The sequence below is a fragment of the Aequorivita aurantiaca genome (assembly GCF_030410135.1).
In the GTDB taxonomy this organism is placed as follows: domain Bacteria; phylum Bacteroidota; class Bacteroidia; order Flavobacteriales; family Flavobacteriaceae; genus Aequorivita; species Aequorivita aurantiaca.
The window spans coordinates 219,134-237,097 of the sequence record NZ_JAUGQQ010000001.1 but is presented as its reverse complement, the minus strand read 5'-3'; the positions used below and the strand labels follow the sequence as shown (position 1 = coordinate 237,097).

At 40.3% G+C, this 17,964-nt stretch carries 19 protein-coding genes; 9 read left to right on the top strand and 10 right to left on the bottom strand.

Annotated elements, in window-relative coordinates; genetic code table 11:
• Nucleotides 1-9: 9 nt before the first annotated feature.
• Nucleotides 10-801 carry a DUF8457 domain-containing protein gene (locus QRD02_RS01150; RefSeq protein WP_290253060.1) on the bottom strand — a complete coding sequence of 264 codons (792 nt, stop codon included), beginning with the start codon at nucleotides 799-801 and terminating at the stop codon, nucleotides 10-12.
• A gap of 171 nt (nucleotides 802-972) precedes the next feature.
• On the opposite strand from QRD02_RS01150, the gene QRD02_RS01145 reads away from it, so the two are divergent.
• From QRD02_RS01145 to QRD02_RS01120, 6 genes are all read left to right on the top strand, one after another.
• Nucleotides 973-1,611: a thymidine kinase gene (locus tag QRD02_RS01145; protein WP_290253059.1), complete on the top strand. Its 639-nt coding sequence runs from the start codon at nucleotides 973-975 to the stop codon at nucleotides 1,609-1,611.
• Nucleotides 1,611-2,720, top strand: a complete 1,110-nt coding sequence (gene alr, locus QRD02_RS01140; RefSeq protein ID WP_290253058.1) for an alanine racemase — start codon at nucleotides 1,611-1,613, stop codon at nucleotides 2,718-2,720. Before QRD02_RS01145 ends, alr begins: the two co-directional genes overlap by 1 nt.
• 75 nt (nucleotides 2,721-2,795) lie before the next feature.
• Nucleotides 2,796-3,206 (top strand): large conductance mechanosensitive channel protein MscL, encoded by a 411-nt coding sequence (gene mscL / locus QRD02_RS01135; RefSeq protein WP_290253057.1) that lies wholly within the window; start codon nucleotides 2,796-2,798, stop codon nucleotides 3,204-3,206.
• A gap of 120 nt (nucleotides 3,207-3,326) precedes the next feature.
• Nucleotides 3,327-4,316: an aspartate-semialdehyde dehydrogenase gene (locus QRD02_RS01130; RefSeq protein WP_290253056.1), complete on the top strand. Its 990-nt coding sequence runs from the start codon at nucleotides 3,327-3,329 to the stop codon at nucleotides 4,314-4,316.
• Nucleotides 4,317-4,428: 112 nt separating this feature from the next.
• Nucleotides 4,429-4,809 carry a DoxX protein gene (locus QRD02_RS01125; protein WP_290253055.1) on the top strand — a complete coding sequence of 127 codons (381 nt, stop codon included), beginning with the start codon at nucleotides 4,429-4,431 and terminating at the stop codon, nucleotides 4,807-4,809.
• Nucleotides 4,810-4,958: 149 nt separating this feature from the next.
• Nucleotides 4,959-7,085 carry a prolyl oligopeptidase family serine peptidase gene (locus QRD02_RS01120; protein ID WP_435373014.1) on the top strand — a complete coding sequence of 709 codons (2,127 nt, stop codon included), beginning with the start codon at nucleotides 4,959-4,961 and terminating at the stop codon, nucleotides 7,083-7,085.
• A gap of 36 nt (nucleotides 7,086-7,121) precedes the next feature.
• Here QRD02_RS01120 and QRD02_RS01115 read toward each other — a convergent pair whose 3' ends face one another.
• The 5 genes from QRD02_RS01115 to QRD02_RS01095 form a co-directional block, all read right to left on the bottom strand.
• Entirely contained in the window at nucleotides 7,122-8,126 is a 1,005-nt protein-coding gene (locus QRD02_RS01115; protein ID WP_290253053.1) for an NAD(P)H-dependent glycerol-3-phosphate dehydrogenase, read from the bottom strand.
• A gap of 212 nt (nucleotides 8,127-8,338) precedes the next feature.
• Nucleotides 8,339-8,935, bottom strand: coding sequence for a nicotinate (nicotinamide) nucleotide adenylyltransferase (gene nadD / locus QRD02_RS01110; RefSeq protein ID WP_290253478.1), 597 nt, complete (start codon nucleotides 8,933-8,935; stop codon nucleotides 8,339-8,341).
• A gap of 21 nt (nucleotides 8,936-8,956) precedes the next feature.
• Entirely contained in the window at nucleotides 8,957-9,532 is a 576-nt protein-coding gene (gmk, locus tag QRD02_RS01105; RefSeq protein ID WP_290253052.1) for a guanylate kinase, read from the bottom strand.
• Entirely contained in the window at nucleotides 9,533-10,390 is an 858-nt protein-coding gene (locus QRD02_RS01100) for a YicC/YloC family endoribonuclease (RefSeq protein WP_290253051.1), read from the bottom strand.
• Nucleotides 10,391-10,470: 80 nt separating this feature from the next.
• Nucleotides 10,471-11,427, bottom strand: a complete 957-nt coding sequence (locus QRD02_RS01095) for a YheT family hydrolase (RefSeq protein WP_290253050.1) — start codon at nucleotides 11,425-11,427, stop codon at nucleotides 10,471-10,473.
• Nucleotides 11,428-11,514: 87 nt separating this feature from the next.
• Between QRD02_RS01095 and QRD02_RS01090 the strand changes: the two genes are divergently transcribed.
• Complete coding sequence (locus QRD02_RS01090) at nucleotides 11,515-11,988, top strand: acyl-CoA thioesterase (RefSeq protein WP_290253049.1); 474 nt, start codon at nucleotides 11,515-11,517, stop codon at nucleotides 11,986-11,988.
• Here QRD02_RS01090 and QRD02_RS01085 read toward each other — a convergent pair whose 3' ends face one another.
• From QRD02_RS01085 to QRD02_RS01075, 3 genes are read right to left on the bottom strand one after another with little or no spacing between them, the layout of a single operon-like run.
• Nucleotides 11,989-12,897 (bottom strand): DMT family transporter, encoded by a 909-nt coding sequence (locus QRD02_RS01085; protein ID WP_290253048.1) that lies wholly within the window; start codon nucleotides 12,895-12,897, stop codon nucleotides 11,989-11,991.
• Nucleotides 12,897-13,253 carry an arsenate reductase family protein gene (locus tag QRD02_RS01080; RefSeq protein ID WP_290253047.1) on the bottom strand — a complete coding sequence of 119 codons (357 nt, stop codon included), beginning with the start codon at nucleotides 13,251-13,253 and terminating at the stop codon, nucleotides 12,897-12,899. Before QRD02_RS01080 ends, QRD02_RS01085 begins: the two co-directional genes overlap by 1 nt.
• Before the next feature lie 9 nt (nucleotides 13,254-13,262).
• Nucleotides 13,263-14,021 (bottom strand): DUF3298 and DUF4163 domain-containing protein, encoded by a 759-nt coding sequence (locus QRD02_RS01075; protein WP_290253046.1) that lies wholly within the window; start codon nucleotides 14,019-14,021, stop codon nucleotides 13,263-13,265.
• 156 nt (nucleotides 14,022-14,177) lie between these two features.
• Between QRD02_RS01075 and QRD02_RS01070 the strand changes: the two genes are divergently transcribed.
• Nucleotides 14,178-15,320 carry a cystathionine gamma-synthase gene (locus QRD02_RS01070; RefSeq protein ID WP_290253045.1) on the top strand — a complete coding sequence of 381 codons (1,143 nt, stop codon included), beginning with the start codon at nucleotides 14,178-14,180 and terminating at the stop codon, nucleotides 15,318-15,320.
• A gap of 69 nt (nucleotides 15,321-15,389) precedes the next feature.
• On the opposite strand, the gene QRD02_RS01065 is transcribed toward QRD02_RS01070, so the two are convergent.
• Entirely contained in the window at nucleotides 15,390-16,190 is an 801-nt protein-coding gene (locus QRD02_RS01065; RefSeq protein ID WP_290253044.1) for a THC0290_0291 family protein, read from the bottom strand.
• Nucleotides 16,191-16,448: 258 nt separating this feature from the next.
• On the opposite strand from QRD02_RS01065, the gene gdhA reads away from it, so the two are divergent.
• Entirely contained in the window at nucleotides 16,449-17,792 is a 1,344-nt protein-coding gene (gdhA, locus tag QRD02_RS01060; RefSeq protein ID WP_290253043.1) for an NADP-specific glutamate dehydrogenase, read from the top strand.
• Nucleotides 17,793-17,964: the final 172 nt, after the last annotated feature.

The window sequence follows — 17,964 nt, the reverse complement described above, 5'->3', positions numbered from 1 at the left end:
CGTTGAAAATTAACTGAATCGTTTTTCGATTATATTCATAAATCTTTCCGAATACTCATCCTTGTTGAGCCAATAGTTGTAATCGGGTTTTACTTTTCCTTTTATGAAACTTTGCGCTTCCTCAAAAGTTTCCATTGTATTTATTTGTGAAAGAACTCTTGTGTAATCTTCGGCATGACCTTCAAAAAGATGTTTTATAAAAGCCAGACGGTCATTCAGCCCAATATTCAATCCTTTGTTTGCAATATCATTCAATGATTTTGCCCGTGATTCAGTAACTGTTTTACTTGCTTCGATACCTTCAATTGATTTGGGAAAGAGTTCGCCGGATTTCCTTTCAAATTCAGGCATTTTTTGATAATTCGACGCGAATTCCTCCAAATCATTTTTAATATATTTTACACTGGGTTTTTCGGCTGCTTCGGAAGTTACAGTGGTGTCTTTAATTGGCATCATTTCCTCCAGCAATTCATCAATTTGCTCGCCTTCCTCGGGCATTTGTGCTACAATGTCCTTTATTTTTTCCATCAAAGGCTCAATGAGATCGTCCTTATGTTCGGGTTGCGGCACGGGCTCCGGCTCGGTAAACCAGTTTTCCTCACGGAAACTTTTTGAATCCAAGGATTCTTCAATTGGTTTTTCGGAAGTGTCTTCCAATTGTTTTTCAAGATATTCAAGAACTGTCAAGCTTTCATAAATTTCGCCCACCAATCCCTTTATTTTTGCGGTGTCGAAGGTTTTTTCCTCTTCAATTAATTGCTTTGCGAGCGCCGTTAGTTGCTCGCGGATTTTCTTCTTCATATCTTTTTAAATTAAACCGAATTTCTATTTTGTTTTTATAAATTTACGCATCCTTTATGTAAACGTCAACTATTTTTGTTTCTTGTTCAAATCCATTGCATTTAATGGAGGCACGCAATCTTCAGGTTGGCATTCTTTGGAAATGCTTTATGTTTCGCGTAAAATTAAACTATGTTTCTTGAAAATACCGTAAATCAGAAAGAACAATTTGGCTGGATTGAAGTAATCTGCGGTTCCATGTTTTCAGGAAAAACCGAAGAGCTTATCCGAAGGTTGAAGCGTGCCCAATTTGCAAGACAGAAGGTAGAAATTTTTACACCTTCAATCGATACGCGGTATGGCGAAGATTCCGTAACCAGCCACGACAGCAATAAAATCCGTTCCACGCCCGTTCCCGCAGCTGCGAATATTCCAATTTTGGCCGACAATTGTGATGTGGTGGGCATTGATGAGGCCCAATTTTTTGATGATGAAATTGTAAAGGTCTGCAACGATCTCGCCAACCGTGGCGTTCGTGTAATTGTGGCGGGCCTCGATATGGATTACAAAGGAAATCCTTTTGGCCCCATGCCGGCGTTGATGGCAACAGCGGAATACGTTACGAAAGTGCACGCAGTCTGCACCCGCACCGGGAACCTCGCAAATTATAGTTATCGAAAGGCAAAAAGCGAGGCTCTTGTTTTGCTCGGCGAAACGGAAGAATACGAACCGTTGAGCCGCGCCGCATTTTTCAAGGCACAACTTCGCGATAAAGTAGTAAAACTGGAAGTAAAGGAAGCCGAAGATGTCTCCCCAAAAAAACAAGCCTAATGCCAAAAGCCTCTGAAACCGTATTGGAAATTGACCTCAATGCGCTTGCCAATAATTACCGGTACATTACTTCAAAAATAAAATCTGGAACTAAAGTTTTGGCTGTAGTTAAGGCTTTTGGCTACGGTAGCGATTCCGTTGTAATTGCCCGAGAGCTTATTGATTTGGGAGTGGATTATTTCGCGGTTGCGTATGCAAATGAGGGCGAAACGCTCCGGAATGCTTCCGTAGCAACTCCGATTTTGGTGCTGCACCCGTTGCCATTTAATTTCGAGATTACTGTAAATCGATGCTTGGAACCCAGCATTTATTCCCGCAAAATGCTCGAGGAATTCATTGCTTTCGCGGAAGAAAAAAAGCAAAAAAATTATCCCATCCACTTAAAATTCAACACAGGATTGAACCGATTGGGTTTTGTTGAAAACGATGTGGATTTTATTGTCGAAAGGCTTTCCAAAACCGAAAGCGTAAAGGTAAAATCGGCATTTTCTCATCTTGCCGCAAGCGAGGATTTAAAGGAAAAACAATTCACCCTCACCCAGATTGAAGGTTTTAGAAGAATTTCGGAAGAACTTATTTTGAAACTTGGCTACAAACCGTTGCTTCATTGTGCCAATACTTCAGGAATTATTAATTTTCCGGAAGCACATTTCGACATGGTTCGAACGGGAATCGGCCTTTACGGCTTCGGAAACGATAAAGAGGAAAATAAACATTTGAAACCCGTCGGCACTCTAAAAACCGTTATTTCACAAATCCACAAAATTGAAAAAGGTGAAAGTGTAGGCTACAATCGCGGATATATTGCTGAAAATACTACACGTTCCGCAACGCTTCCCATTGGCCATGCTGATGGAATTCCACGCTCTTATGGAAAAGGTAAAGGTTGGGTAACAATTAATGGCGAAAAGGCTGCAATTTTGGGCAATGTTTGTATGGATATGATTATGGTTGATGTTACAAATATTGCTTGTGAAGAAGGCGATGAGGCCATTGTTTTTGGGCCTTCGGCAACAGCCGATGAACTTTCGGCCGCAATCAACTCTATTTCGTATGAATTGATAACTGCCGTTTCGCAAAGGGTAAAACGGGTCGTACTGCGAAAGTAGATTTTTCCCAAAACCTACTCGCAATTAGATGGCTTTGCTTAAATTAGTGATTCTTAACTTCAAAAACCAATCAATATGCTAAAGGAATTCAGGGATTTTATAATGACCGGCAACGTGATAGACCTTGCCGTTGCTGTGCTTCTCGCAGCTGCCGTGGGCGGGGTCGTTTCCAGTTTCACCAATGATGTGATGATGCCCATAGTGGGCCAATTTACCGGCGGAATAGATTTTGCCGACCTAAAAGTAGTACTATCCGAAGCCGAGGTCGCACCGGACGGTGATGTTACGAAACCCGAAAATGCAATACTTTACGGAAAATGGATTAACACTATCATAAATTTAGTAATCGTCGGCTTTGTTCTGTTTTTAATTGTAAAAGCGTACGGGAAAGTTCGCAAGAAAAAAGAAGCTGCTCCGGCTCCGGATCCCGGCCCCTCGGAAAAGGATTTGTTGATTCAAATTCGAGACGAATTGAGAAAAAAATAATTTACAGCCACCGCTGCATTACATATTCTAACCTTAAACCCTCCGGCTTCGGAGGGTTCTTTTTTGGTTTTTATTCAATAAAACAAATTTGTAAACTACATTTGCAGAAATATTTTAAGGATGAAATTAGCTTTGGTTGGCGCCACCGGAATGGTTGGCGAAGTTATGTTGAAAGTGCTGAAAGAACGCAACTTTCCGATTGATGAATTGCTTTTGGTAGCTTCGGAAAAATCTGTGGGAAAGGAAATTTCCTTTAAAGGAAAAAACCATAAAGTAATTGGGTTAAATGATGCAATTGCCGCAAAACCAACCATCGCAATCTTTTCCGCTGGCGGAAACACCTCGTTGGAGTGGGCGCCAAAATTTGCCGAAGTTGGAACTACCGTAATCGATAATTCATCGGCGTGGCGAATGGAAGCCGATAAGAAGCTTATCGTTCCCGAAATCAACGCCCATTTATTAACCAAGGAGGACAAAATAATTGCGAACCCAAATTGCTCCACCATTCAATTGGTCATGGCATTGGCGCCGCTTCACAGAAAATATAAAATGAAAAGGGTTGTTGTTTCTACTTACCAATCCGTTTCCGGAACTGGATTAAAAGCGGTGCAGCAAATGGAAAATGAAATGGCGGGAGTGAAAGGTGAAATGGCCTATCCATACCCGATCCATAAAAATGCACTGCCGCACTGCGATGTTTTTGAGGAAAATGGGTACACAAAAGAAGAGATGAAACTCGCCCGCGAGCCACAAAAAATTTTGGATGACAAAAGTTTTTCGGTAACCGCAACCGCTGTGCGCATTCCCACTGCGGGCGGACACAGCGAGGCTGTAAATGTTCAGTTTGAAAATGATTTCGATTTGGGTGAAGTTAGACGGATTTTACATGACACTCCAGGAATTGTGGTGCAGGACAACCCGCAAACCAACACCTACCCAATGCCGATGTACGCACACGATAAAGACGATGTTTTCGTGGGCAGGATCCGTCGTGATGAAACGCAGCCGAATACTTTAAACATGTGGATAGTTAGCGACAACCTACGGAAGGGAGCTGCCACAAATGCAGTTCAAATTGCTGAATATTTAATGGATAATGGATTAGTTTAATCAGCTCCGGAACATATCAATTAATTAAAATAATTGTTAAAAAAACGCACTTTTATCCGAGGTGCGTTTTTTATTTTTCATTATCTTTAAGAATTAACCTATACCTCAGCTTATGAATTCAACATTTACTAAAATCCTAAGGATCGTTTTAGGCTTGGGTTTGATATTTTTTGGAGTGACAAAGTTGATTGCCTTCAACATTATGCCCACCCATATTTATACTGGGGAGGCCGCGATTTTTATAGATTCACTCAGCGAGACCGGTTATATTTTGAAAGTAATCGGAATATTTGAAATTCTTATCGGCATTCTATTGCTATTCAACAAATGGGTTTCGTTTGCCCTAATTTTATTGGCGCCCATTACCGTGAATATCTTGCTTTTCCATTTATTTTTAGATACCCCGGGACTACTTGTTGCCTTGGTAATAGTAATTTTAAATGCCGTACTTATCTATAAACATTGGAAAGTTTACCGACCACTTTTCCACTGATATCGATAATTTCCAAACAAAATTTTAGGCTTCCAATTCGGAGGCCTTTTGCTTTTCTGAATATTTTACATTGACTTAAAAATAGTACATTTACAATCTTAAAATTTAAACCTATGAAATTTTCAATTGTTCCCGCAATTTTAGTACTTATGCTGGCAGGCTGTAAAGAAGAATCTAAAAAAGAAGTAGTTTCCATGACGTATCCGCAGACAAAAAAAGTTGACACAACCGATACATATTTTGGTGTTGATGTAAACGATCCCTACCGTTGGCTTGAAGATGACCGTAGTGCGGAAACTGCCGAATGGGTAAAGGCTGAAAACGAAGTGACCTTTGGATATTTGGAAAAAATTCCTTTCCGTGAAGAGTTGAAACAACGCCTTTCCGATTTGTGGAATTATGAAAAAGTGAGTGCCCCATTTAAGGAGGGCGATTATACTTATTTCTACAAAAATGATGGCTTGCAAAACCAATATGTTTTGTATCGCTATAAAACCGGCGACGATCCCGAAACTGCGGAAGTATTTTTGGATCCCAACACGTTTAAGGAAGACGGCACCATTTCCTTGGGTGAAACAAGCTTTTCCAAAGATGGTAGTAAATTGGCATACAGTATTTCCGAAGGCGGAAGCGATTGGCGCAAGGTTTTGGTGATGAATACCGAAACCAAGGAAATTATGGGAGATACGTTAAAGGATATAAAATTCAGCGGACTTTCGTGGAAAGGTGAGGAAGGTTTTTATTACTCAAGTTACGACAAACCTAAAGGCAGCGAGCTTTCTGCAAAAACAGACCAGCATAAAGTTTTTTACCATAAAATGGGAACTCCGCAAAGTCAGGATCAACTTATTTTTGGTGCAACTGCGGAAGAAAAGCACCGCTACATTGGCGCAAAGGTTACCGAGGACAACCGCTATTTAATTTTAAGCCCCAGTGTTTCTACTTCGGGGAATAAACTTCTCATAAAGGATTTGACCAAGCCGAATTCAAAATTCGTCACTATTTTGGACAATACCGATACCGATTCCTTTGTCCTTGAAAATGTTGGTTCCAAACTTTATATCGTTACCAATATGGATGCGCCGAATAAAAAGGTGGTAACCGTTGATGCCGAAAACCCAACTCCCGAGAATTGGAAAGACTTTATTCCCGAAACCGAAAACGTGCTTTCGCCCGGGACCGGAGGAGGAAATATTTTTGCCAATTATATGGTAGATGCGGTTTCAAAAGTATTGCAATATGATTACGACGGAAAACTTATCCGCGAAGTTGAACTTCCGGGCGTTGGTTCCGCAGCCGGTTTTAGTGCGAAAAAGGAGGAAAGGGAACTTTATTATTCCTTTACCAACTATGTTACTCCGGGAAGCATTTATAAATATGATATTGCCAGCGGAAAATCGACACTATTCATTAAACCGGAAATAGATTTCAACCCAGAAAATTTCGAAAGCCATCAAGTTTTCTATAATTCGAAGGACGGGACAAAAATTCCGATGATTATTACCCATAAAAAAGGGTTGAAAATGGACGGGAAAAATCCAACAATCCTTTACGGCTATGGTGGTTTCAACATCAGCTTAACCCCCGGTTTCAGTATCGCAAATGCAGTGTGGATGGAACAGGGAGGAATTTATGCAGTGCCTAATCTTCGTGGCGGTGGCGAATACGGCAAGAAATGGCACAATGCGGGAACCAAAATGCAAAAGCAAAACGTGTTTGATGATTTTATTGCCGCTGCCGAATATTTGATTGAAAAAAATTATACTTCAAGGGATTATTTAGCGATTCGTGGAGGTTCCAACGGCGGTCTGCTTGTGGGCGCTACGATGACGCAAAGGCCAGATTTAGTGAAGGTAGCACTTCCCGCAGTAGGCGTTTTGGATATGCTTCGCTATCATACTTTTACCGCTGGCGCGGGTTGGGCTTATGATTATGGAACGGCTGAAGATAGCAAGGAAATGTTTGAATATTTAAAAGGATATTCGCCATTGCACAATGTGAAGGAAGGCGTGGAATATCCCGCAACATTGATTACCACAGGCGATCACGACGACAGAGTAGTGCCGGCACACAGTTTTAAATTTGCGGCCGAACTACAATCGAAACAAGCCGGAAACAATCCTGTATTAATTAGAATTGAAACCGACGCCGGCCACGGCGCAGGAACTCCGGTGAGCAAAACGATTGAACAGTATGCCGATATTTTTGGATTTACCCTTTACAATATGGGCTATGAAGAATTGCCGGAAAATATAAATAAAGACATAAAACAGTAAATAAAAAATCCCCGCTAAGTATAGCGGGGATTTTTTTTAATCCAATTTGTCGGTCAATTTTTTAAAGGTCTTTTTTGGATCTTTATTCTCGTAGAGAATTTCATAAACCGCATCAATAATTGGAGTTTTGGCTTTTTTCTTACCTTTTTGCTGATTCAATTTATAGGCACTTTTTGTGGCATAATATCCTTCGGCTATTTGGCTTAGTTCCATTTGCGCACTTTTCACAGTATACCCTTTGCCAATCATGGTTCCGAATAAACGATTTCGACTAAAAATGGAATATCCCGTAACCAAAAGATCGCCCAAATAAGCAGAGTCATTGATGTCGCGCTTCATTTTGTGGACTTTTTTCACATATTTTTTCATCTCGCGGATGGCATTGCTCATCAACACACTTTGAAAGTTGTCGCCATATCCCAAACCGTGGGCGATTCCTGCGGCAACTGCATATATATTTTTCAACATCGCGGCATATTCGGTGCCCAAAACATCGTCGCTGATATTACACTTTATATATTCGCTACTTAACTCGGCTGCAAGGCGCTTTGCCTTTTCCGCGTCAGCACTCGCAATAGTTAAATAGGAAAGCCGCTCCAATGCTACTTCTTCCGCATGGCAGGGACCAGAAATAACGCCAATATTATTGAATGGCACTTTATAATAAGTATTGAAATGGTCGCCAACAATCAGGCTGGTTTCGGGAACGATTCCTTTGATAGCCGAAAAAACTATTTTGTCTTCCAAAGTAACATTCAGTTTTTCAAGTTCCTGATGAAGAAATGCGGAAGGAATTACAAAAATCAGATAATCGGCGCAGGAAACCGTTTCATTAATATCGTTACTAAGCTTCAATTGCTTCAGGTTAAACTCCACCGAGCTGAGATAATTCGGGTTGTGGCCGTGCTTTTTAATAAAATCTACTGCTTGCTTGCTTCGCATATACCAGCAAACTTCATCGAGGTTTTCGCAGAGCATTTTCACAATTGCCGTTGCCCAGCTTCCGCCGCCAAATACCGCAAACTTTGGTTTTTCTGACATTCAATCTTTTTTATTTCTCCAAAAGTACACATTTCCTTCGGAAAAGTTTTAACAGTGGAATTTAAGAATTAGCACACAATCTTTAACCGCTTTGGGACGTTATTGGATTAATTATTGAAGAGGGTTGTTCCTATCCTAAAAAAAATTTCAATGATTTTGGTTGGTTATTTAGTTGAGGCCGCTCCCCAAGTGTTAGTTTGGTGGGGCGGTTTTCATTTATAAAAATTCATCTCATCCAAATATTTCCAAACCTCCGCTGAAAGCATGGGCTTTATATTTTTTCCTCTTTTAATTCCGTTGCGGATGAATGTTGAAGAAAGTTCAATTATTGGCGCATCAACAATAGTTATACGAAGCTTCCCCTCTGTAAGCGGTTTTAGGGGTATGTCTTCCGAAATTCTGGGATAAACATAGATTGAATATCTGTTGAGAATCACTTCATAGTTTTTCCATTTTGGAAGCCCTATTAAGTTGTCTTCGCCCATTATCAAACAAAAATTTTGTCCGGGATATTTTTCCTCCAAATGAGCCAAGGTATTCACCGTATAATTAGGCTGCGGAAGATCAAACTCCACATTGCTAGCCTTTAGTTTTGGATAGTTTTCCACAGCAATTCGAACCATTGCCAAACGGTGGTAATCTTCCAATAGAGTTTTTTTCTTTTTTAGCGGATTGTGGGGCGTGACCACAAACCATACTTCATCCAAATCGCTGAATTCCACCATGTGATTGGCAATTATCAAATGCCCAACGTGAATGGGATTGAAGGTGCCGAAGTATAGTCCTATTTTTTTTGCCGAAGTATCGATGGGTCGGTGAGTTTATGACATTTACTTTACTTTTATAAAATCCTCAACTAAATCGTGCGCCTCTTTTAGGGCGATTTCTAAATTGTGGTTTTCTATAATGATATCAAATTGTGGGGCGGTTGCAAGTTCAACCGAAGCTTTTGCAATACGCATATTAATGCGGTCCTCACTTTCGGTCTTGCGTTTTTTAAGGCGAATTTTAAGCTCGTCAATACTCGGGGGTTTTACGAAAACCGCCAAGGTTTTTTCAGGAAATTTCTTTTTTATGCGAAGTCCTCCAACTACGTCTATATCAAAAATCACATTCTTCCCGCGGCTCCAAATACGTTCTACCTCACTTTTTAAAGTGCCGTAAAAATTATCGCGATACACTTCCTCCCACTCCAAAAAATCCCCATTTTTTATATGCTGCTTAAAATCTTTCAGCGAAATGAAATAGTAATTTTCGCCGTGGCGTTCGTCGCCCCGCGGCTCGCGAGAAGTGCACGAAACTGAAAATTCAAGATTCAAATCTTCCTGTTTCAGCAAATGCTGCACAATTGTAGTTTTGCCGCTTCCCGAAGGTGCCGAAAACACTATCAATCTTCCTCCCTCCATCTATAAAACATTTAGGGCTTGTTCCTTAATTTTTTCGAGCTCATCCTTCATTTGCACTACAACTTGCTGCATCGGCGCATAGTTTGCCTTGCTGCCGATTGTATTGATTTCCCGCCCAATTTCTTGCGTGATAAATCCTAATTTTTTCCCGTTGGAATCGTGTGAATTCAATGATTGCTCAAAATATTCCAAATGATTTTTAAGGCGAACTTTTTCTTCGGTGATATCGTATTTTTCGAGATAATAAATCAATTCCTGCTCAAAACGGTTTTCGTCCACTTTTTCCTTTAATTCCGACACAGCTTTGCGAAGGCGATCTTTTAACGCCGTCATACGTTCGGGATCTATGGCAACCACATCATTCAGCAATTTCGAAATAGTTTTAGTCCGTTCCAAGAAATCATTTTCCAAAACCAAACCTTCGTCGGTTCTATATTTATTGATGGCTTCCAAGGCTTGGTCCATTCCTTTTAGAATAGCTTCGTATTCTGTTTCGTCAATTTCCTCGCGCTCGGTTTTTAATGCATCCGGCATGCGAACGGCCATTTTTAAAAGCTCCACGGGATCGCCATTTACTACATTCGCCAATTGCTTTATGTACTGTTTTACAACATTCTCATTAAGTTGGGTTGAAACTTCCTCGCCCGTTACTTCAATATAAAGTGAAAAATCCACCTTTCCGCGTTGCAGTTTTTTCGCCAGTAAATCCCGGATTTCGAGTTCTTTTTCACGATAAGCGGAAGGCACGCGCGTGTTGAGGTCGAGGCCTTTGCTGTTGAGCGATTTTATTTCGATGGTAATGGTTTTGGAAGGAAGCTGGACAACTTCTTTGCCGTAGCCCGTCATGGATTGGATCATATTCCTGATTTATTGAAGCGCAAAGGTAAGAAAATTAGGTGGTAGGTTGTGAATGCGAGGTGAGAGGGAATATAACTGAATTATTCATTTAAAAATTGAAGCGCACGTTTTTCGCTGTAAAACAATTTATTGGTTTGATGAAAACCCACGTGGCCGCCGTATTTTGGAATTTCGAGCTGTAGAGTTTTCATTTTAGAGGCCAATTCCGTGGGGTAACATTCCGAGGAGAGAAAACTGTCGTTTTTGGCGTTCAAAATAAATACGGGAATTTTTATATTCGGAAGAAATTGAAGGCTGCTGTTCTTTTCGTTATAATCAAAGGCATCTTTAAATCCGTGGGCCGGGGCGGTATAAAGGTTGTCGAATTCCAAAAGGGATTTTATTTTTTTATAATCTGAAAGCGTCATTTTTTCGGGAAAATCCTTCATTTTGGTTTTATATTTTTTCCGAAGATTTATCAAAAAGGAATTTCGGTAAACCCAATTGTAAAATTGGTTCAAAGCTTCCAACGAACCTTTCAAATTTAGCGGGGTAGAAATAGCGACAGCTTTTTTTATTTCTTTGGGAAACGTTTCGCGTTCGCCCAAGTATTTCAAAAGTAAATTTCCACCCAAACTGAAACCAATCAAACCGATTTCTGAATAATCATATTTTTCTAAAATGTAATTGAGTACCGCTTCCAAATCATCGGTTTTTCCCGCGTTATAGGATTGATACGAAAGATTTGCCTCGCCACTACAGCCGCGAAAATTTACCGCCGCCGCATCCCAGCCGTTTTCATTTAAAGTTTTTGCTTGCCCTTTTATATAGGTTCGCTGCGCATTTCCTTCAAGTCCATGAAGCAGGATTGCAACTTTTCGCGAAGGCTTTTCGGTGAAGGACCAATCAATGTCCATAAAATCTCCATCGTGCAATTGGAGCCGTTCCCGCTGTTGCACCAATTTTGGAGAAGGACGAAGTTTGGCCGAGTAAATAGTAGAGAAATGCCCATTTTTAAAGGGAAATTTTGGTTTGTAATGGCTTTGAATTAGAGGCATTTTCCGATAATAATTTTAACACAATCAAAACAGATTTGCTATGCTTGCATAACAAAGTTACTTTAAATTTGTAGAAAAAATTTGACGATGTATATTAAACAATTCGAAATACGCTGGAGTGATGTTGATGCCAACCGCCATTTGCGCAACAGCGCCTATATTGATTATATGAGCCACACCCGAATGGGTTTTTTGATGGAAAATGGGTTGAACCAAAAACAGCTTTCCAAATATGATTTGGGACCGGTTGCTTTTTATGAGCATATGTATTATTTCCGTGAAGTATTTCCGGGTAAACCTGTGCGGGTATCGCTTCAGTTGAAGGGAATTTCAGAAGATGGAATGTACTTTCGGTTTCTTCATAATTTTTATGACGAAAACGGGAAAAACTTTGCCCGCTGCGAAATGATGGGCGGGTGGATCGATTTGAAGGAACGGAAACTCGTTGGCCTTCCAAAGGAGCTTTTTGATAATTTTGAAGCTTTGGAAAAAACGGCCGATTTTAAAATCCTTACAAAAGAAGACACTCGTAAATACAACGAACGTCCGAAGGATTTGTAGTTAAATTTCTTGGGGTAAATTGGGGTTTTTGGGTTTTCGGGTGGTAAGAAAAACGCCCATAAAAATCAAACAAGCCGCTCCCACCCGAATTGCATTGAGCGTATCTGCGCCGGCCAAAATTGCAAAAATAGTAGCTACCACGGGTTGCAAATAAATAAAAACTCCCACGGTGGACGGACTTAATTGTTTCAACGCAAAAATATTGAAGAGATAAGTTAAAAATGTTGTTGCCACCACTACAAAGATAATTTGTCCGATTTCTGAAAAGCTAAGCTGCGTCCATTCCACTTGGGTAATTTCTGAAAAACCAATGGGCAGGTTTATAAAAAAGGCTATTAAAAAGAAAAATTTAAGCAGCGTGAAAACGTTATATTTTGCGACCAAAGGTTTTACCAAAATCAAATAAAATGCATAGCTAATTGCATTGATGACGAAAAGTAAATTCCCCAACGGAATATTTGGTGCATTGCTCTGGGTTTTTTCCTGAAAAAGGATGAGCGCCAAAGCTCCGGAAAGGCCGAGAAAAATTCCTAAAGTTTTAATCCAAGTGATGCGCTCACGCAAAATGATGGCGGTGAGCAACAACAATAATACGGGCGTAATCGTCATTGAAACGGCACTGTTAATAGGGGTTGAAAGGCTCAAGCCCTTAAAAAACATCAGCATATTGAGCACCATTCCAAAAACGGCGCAGCCAAAAATCCGCAGCCAATCCTTTGGGTCAATTTTTTCCGATTTTACAAAAATGCTGAAGATCCAAAATAACAATGCGGCCCCACCTACACGCAAAACAATAAATCCAAACGGCTGTATTACGTGCGGCATCAGCCCCTTTGCCACGGTGTGATTAATGCCGTAAATAGTTTCGGTGGCCGTCGCGGCAAGTATTGCCAACAAACGATTATCCATTAATTTGAGTGAATGGATTTTTTGGCGGCAGCGACGGTGCTTGGGCTGCCGCCTATGAAAATTTTATCGTTGTTTACGATTATGGGCCGTTTCAGAAAAGTATAATGCTCCAGAAGCAAATTCCTGAAATCCTCTTCCAGAAGTTTGTCTTCCTTTAAATTCCGTTCCTGATAAAGCTTCGCCCTTCGGCTGAAAAGCATTTCATAACTATCGGTAAGATTGAAAAGTTCCTCAAGTTCTTGTTCGGTAATGCCCTGCACCTTTAAATCCTGCTTAATAAATGAAGACGGAATTTCAATTTCCTCCATCACCCTTTTGCAGGTATCGCAAGTTGATAAATAATATACTTTTTGCATCTTGTAAAATTAATGAATACGAAGAAAGGGTTTTGCTTCTTCTACTGCAATTTTTAGTTCAATAGGGCCGTCCGCGTAGCTTGCAATATCGTATTGGTTGTAAACAAATATAATGCTGTCCTGAGTAAAACCAACGCTTTCGGGCAAATAGAATTTATCATTTTCAAACCAAAAGCCCGTTCCATTTATGGATTGTTCCTGGGCGATTTTTTGTTCATGGCGAAACTTCTTTTCCGCAAAAGTGGCAAATTCCTTTTTATCCTTAAATAATTTTTGAAAGGGAATTTCCTCACCAGTTTTCGGGTCTATATTTTTAAACGAAGTAGTTCCGTAGCCGTGGGCACCGCCTGTGTAGAGGTATTGGCGTATCTCGAAACAAATATGCTCCTCGGATCTATAAATTTCGGTTACGGAAATTTCGGCAAAATATTCCCCGGCCATATCCGGAAACTGGGCTTTGTCTTCCTTGTAATTTTTTACAAAACCAGTGGCCGCCTCTTGAATTGTTTTTGCAGTGGGAATGGTATCTTCCCCCATAAGCAGGGAAGTGAAAATAAAGTTCTTTATTTTACCATTTATTTTTTCGGAAATCTCCGGATCACCAAATACCTCCACATAATTGATGGTTATTTCTGGGCAGTTACTGTTTTCGCAAATGGGAAGTTCATTTTCGGTGAAACTTTCGGAAGAGATTTCAATCTTTTTCTCCCGCTCACAACCCACGGTAATGAGCGCAATCAAAGCCACGACCGTTATTTTGTTATTCATACGTTAAAAGGAATAGAAGGTTAGCTATCACAAATGAAACTATTACATTTGCACATTCAAAAGTAATAACTTTAAAATCAGCTATTGTGAAAGTTATATTAAATCACAAAGTATAGTTTTTGAATAGCTGGTAAACCTATAAAATTTCAAATATCTATGAAATTCAACACAAAAACTATTCACGGAGGCCAGCATAATGTAGATCCTGCATATGGCTCGGTGATGCCTCCTATTTATCAAACGTCCACCTATTCACAATCCACGCCTGGCGGCCACAAAGGCTTTGAATATTCGCGAAGCGGAAATCCCACACGGGCAGCTTTGGAACGCGCTTTGGCCAGCATAGAAAATGGGGAATTCGGGCTTGCATTCGGAAGTGGACTTGCGGCGATTGATGCGGTAATAAAATTATTGAAACCTGGCGATGAAGTGATTTCAACCAATGATTTGTACGGCGGCTCCTACCGTTTGTTCACAAAGATTTTTGAGGGATTTGGAATTAAGTTCCACTTTATAGGAATGGAAAATGCTGATAATATTGAGGAGTATGTAAACGAAAAAACGAGATTGATTTGGGTGGAAACGCCAACCAACCCAATGATGAATATAATCGATATCAAAAAAGCAGCATCCATCGCGAAAAAGCACAACGTTTTGCTTGCTGTTGATAATACTTTTGCTACCCCATATTTGCAACAACCCCTTGATATGGGCGCCGATATTGTGATGCACAGTGCCACAAAATATTTGGGCGGTCACAGCGATGTGGTTATGGGAGCTTTAATAGTAAAGGATAAAGAGCTTGCCAAAAAACTATATTTCATTCAAAATGCGAGCGGTGCAGTTTGTGGGCCCCAGGATAGTTTTCTGGTTTTGCGAGGCTTGAAAACACTACACATCCGTATGCAACGCCATTGCGAAAATGGGAAAGCGGTTGCTGAATATTTGGCAAACCACCCTAAAATTGAAAAGGCGTATTGGCCCGGTTTTGAAAACCATCCAAACCACAATATTGCGAAAGAACAAATGAAGGATTTCGGCGGGATGATTTCGTTTGTAACCAAAGGAAACAATTATGAGGAGGCCATCAGAATTGTTGAAAACCTAAAAATCTTCACCTTGGCGGAAAGCCTTGGCGGTGTCGAGAGTCTTGCCGGGCATCCAGCGAGCATGACGCATGCAAGCATTCCGAAAGAGGAACGCGAAAAAACTGGCGTTGTGGATTCGTTGATTCGGTTGAGCGTGGGCATTGAAGATGCCGATGATTTGATTGCCGATCTGAAACAGGCCATAGGTTAAAAAAGTACAGCAATAAAAAAGGGTCGACTTCAACAAAAGCCGACCCTTTTTTATTGGTTTCAAATTTTTTTATTCTATATAATATATGTAGCCAATGTTCAACCAATAAATCCATTCATTAGCCTTATTTTCAGGAACGGGCGTTGTTCCATTATTTTCAAGGCTTGGGTTCAGGCCGTCCAAATTATCTGAAAAATAATATTCCCACCGACTGTCCAGCATTAAATCACTCATTGGGGTTAATTTATACCGAACACCCACGCTGCCCACCATAGCCCAAGTGGAGGCAGAGCCTTGTTGAAATGCATTATAATATTTGTCCGGAGTGGAGATTGGTGTATTCAAAGGGCCTAGAGAAGATTCAACTTCTGCGGTGTAACTCACCCAATGCACACCAAAACTAATAAAAGGTGCAATTTTAAATGCTCCAGCAGAAAAGTCACGAATGCTTAAAGGAAAATATTCCAATTGTGAGCCAATTTCAAAAACTGAGGTAGAACCGCTCATAGCGCGTAGTTGATCAGCGAATAAGGATGTTTGGTCAGCTTCTACCCACTGTCCGAAATGCTCGAAACTTGTTTTGTGATAGTCAATCTCATTACGGATTTTAAAGTGATCATTAAAGTAAGTGTCGCGTGTGTAACAATTACAATCCGCTCGATATGAAAAATTGAGGTAATGGATTAAGCCAACTCCGAATCCCACATTTTTTACATTTGTCTCAAAGTTATTTCGTTGTCCAAAATCAGAATAGAACACTACTGGACCGGTTATTAAACCCACTTCATGAGAAAAGCCAAACTGGCTGTAAACTTCTTGCCTGGCAAAAACCAACAAGAAAAATACCATTAGCAAAATTCTGGTATTCATTATAAAAATGGGTTTAGATTGAGACACAACAAATATATAAAAACATGTTTAACAGCGAAATTTAATAATACTATTTAGCTTATTTGTTAAAAAATTACACACTGTTTTTGTCATAACGCTTATATTTGTGCCTTCCATATATAAACGTTTAATTTCTTGTTTATTTTACCGATAGCCCTTAGGGAATATTCATTAAAGGAACAATTTATTGAGCTGAAAATTAGGGAATTCGCTAAAAGTAAAATTAATCTAAAATCAATGAAGCAAAGTATCCTGGATTTCATTTCTGAAGTCGAAAAAAACAATCCCAATGAACCTGAATTTCTTCAGGCGGTATCTGAAGTTGCCGAAACGGTAATCCCTTTTATAGAAGAAAATGAAAAGTATGCCAACAAAAAATTGTTGGAGCGGATGGTGGAACCTGAACGCGCCATAATTTTCCGAGTACCTTGGACGGATGACAAAGGTGAAACACAAGTAAACAAAGGCTATCGGATTCAATTCAATTCGGCCATTGGACCTTATAAGGGCGGCTTGCGTTTTCACCCATCGGTAAACCTTAGTATTTTGAAGTTTTTAGGGTTTGAACAAACTTTTAAGAATAGCCTGACTACGCTTCCCCTTGGTGGCGGAAAGGGCGGATCTAATTTTGACCCCAAAGGAAAGAGTGATAATGAGGTAATGCGCTTTTGCCAAAGTTTCATCACAGAACTATACAGGCATATTGGCCCGGACACTGACGTTCCCGCCGGAGATATTGGTGTTGGCGGTCGCGAGGTTGGATTTATGTTCGGCCAATATAAGCGAATTCAAAATAATTTTACTGGAGTTTTCACCGGAAAAGGCCGCTCATACGGCGGGTCGCTTATTCGTCCAGAAGCAACAGGTTATGGCAACGTGTATTTTGTAAAAAATATGTTGGAAACAAAAGGAGAAAACTTTAAAGGCAAAACGGTGGTTGTTTCCGGCTCCGGAAACGTGGCACAATATGCCGCCCAAAAAGCAATGGAATTTGGTGGAAAGGTTATAACCTTTTCAGATTCCGCGGGATATATTTATGATGCCGAAGGGATAAACGAAGAAAAACTTGCTTTCGTGATGGATTTGAAAAACGAAAAACGAGGCCGTATTTCAGAATATACCGAAAAATACACAGGTGCAAAATATTTTGAAGGAAAACGTCCTTGGGAGGTGAAATGCGACATTGCTCTTCCTTGTGCAACCCAGAACGAACTTAATGGCGATGAGGCTGAAATGCTTTTAAAAAATGGTTGTTTCTGCGTGGGTGAAGGTGCTAATATGCCTTGCACACCGGAGGCAGTTACAGCATTTCAGAATGCGAAAATATTATTCGCACCAGGAAAAGCTTCCAATGCCGGCGGTGTGGCCACTTCAGGTTTGGAAATGTCGCAAAACTCTTTACGCTTAAGCTGGACAGCATCAGAAGTTGACGAAAAACTGTACGGCATTATGAACGACATTCATGACGCCTGCGTTCAATACGGAAAAGATGGTGACGGATATGTAGATTATGTTAAAGGAGCCAATATTGCCGGCTTTGTGAAGGTGGCAGATGCTATGCTTGCCCAAGGCGTGGTTTAAAATTTCCCAAAAAATTAATTTACCAAGAGAACGTAGTACAAAGAAAGAGGGAACCAAAATTTTTCCCGCAGAATCCCGATTCTGCTTTTGTGCCACGTTCTTTTCCATTTTGTACTTCGCCTTTTAAAAGCTTCGGCAATAAATAGTATTTTAGCGTGTTAATAAACAAAAA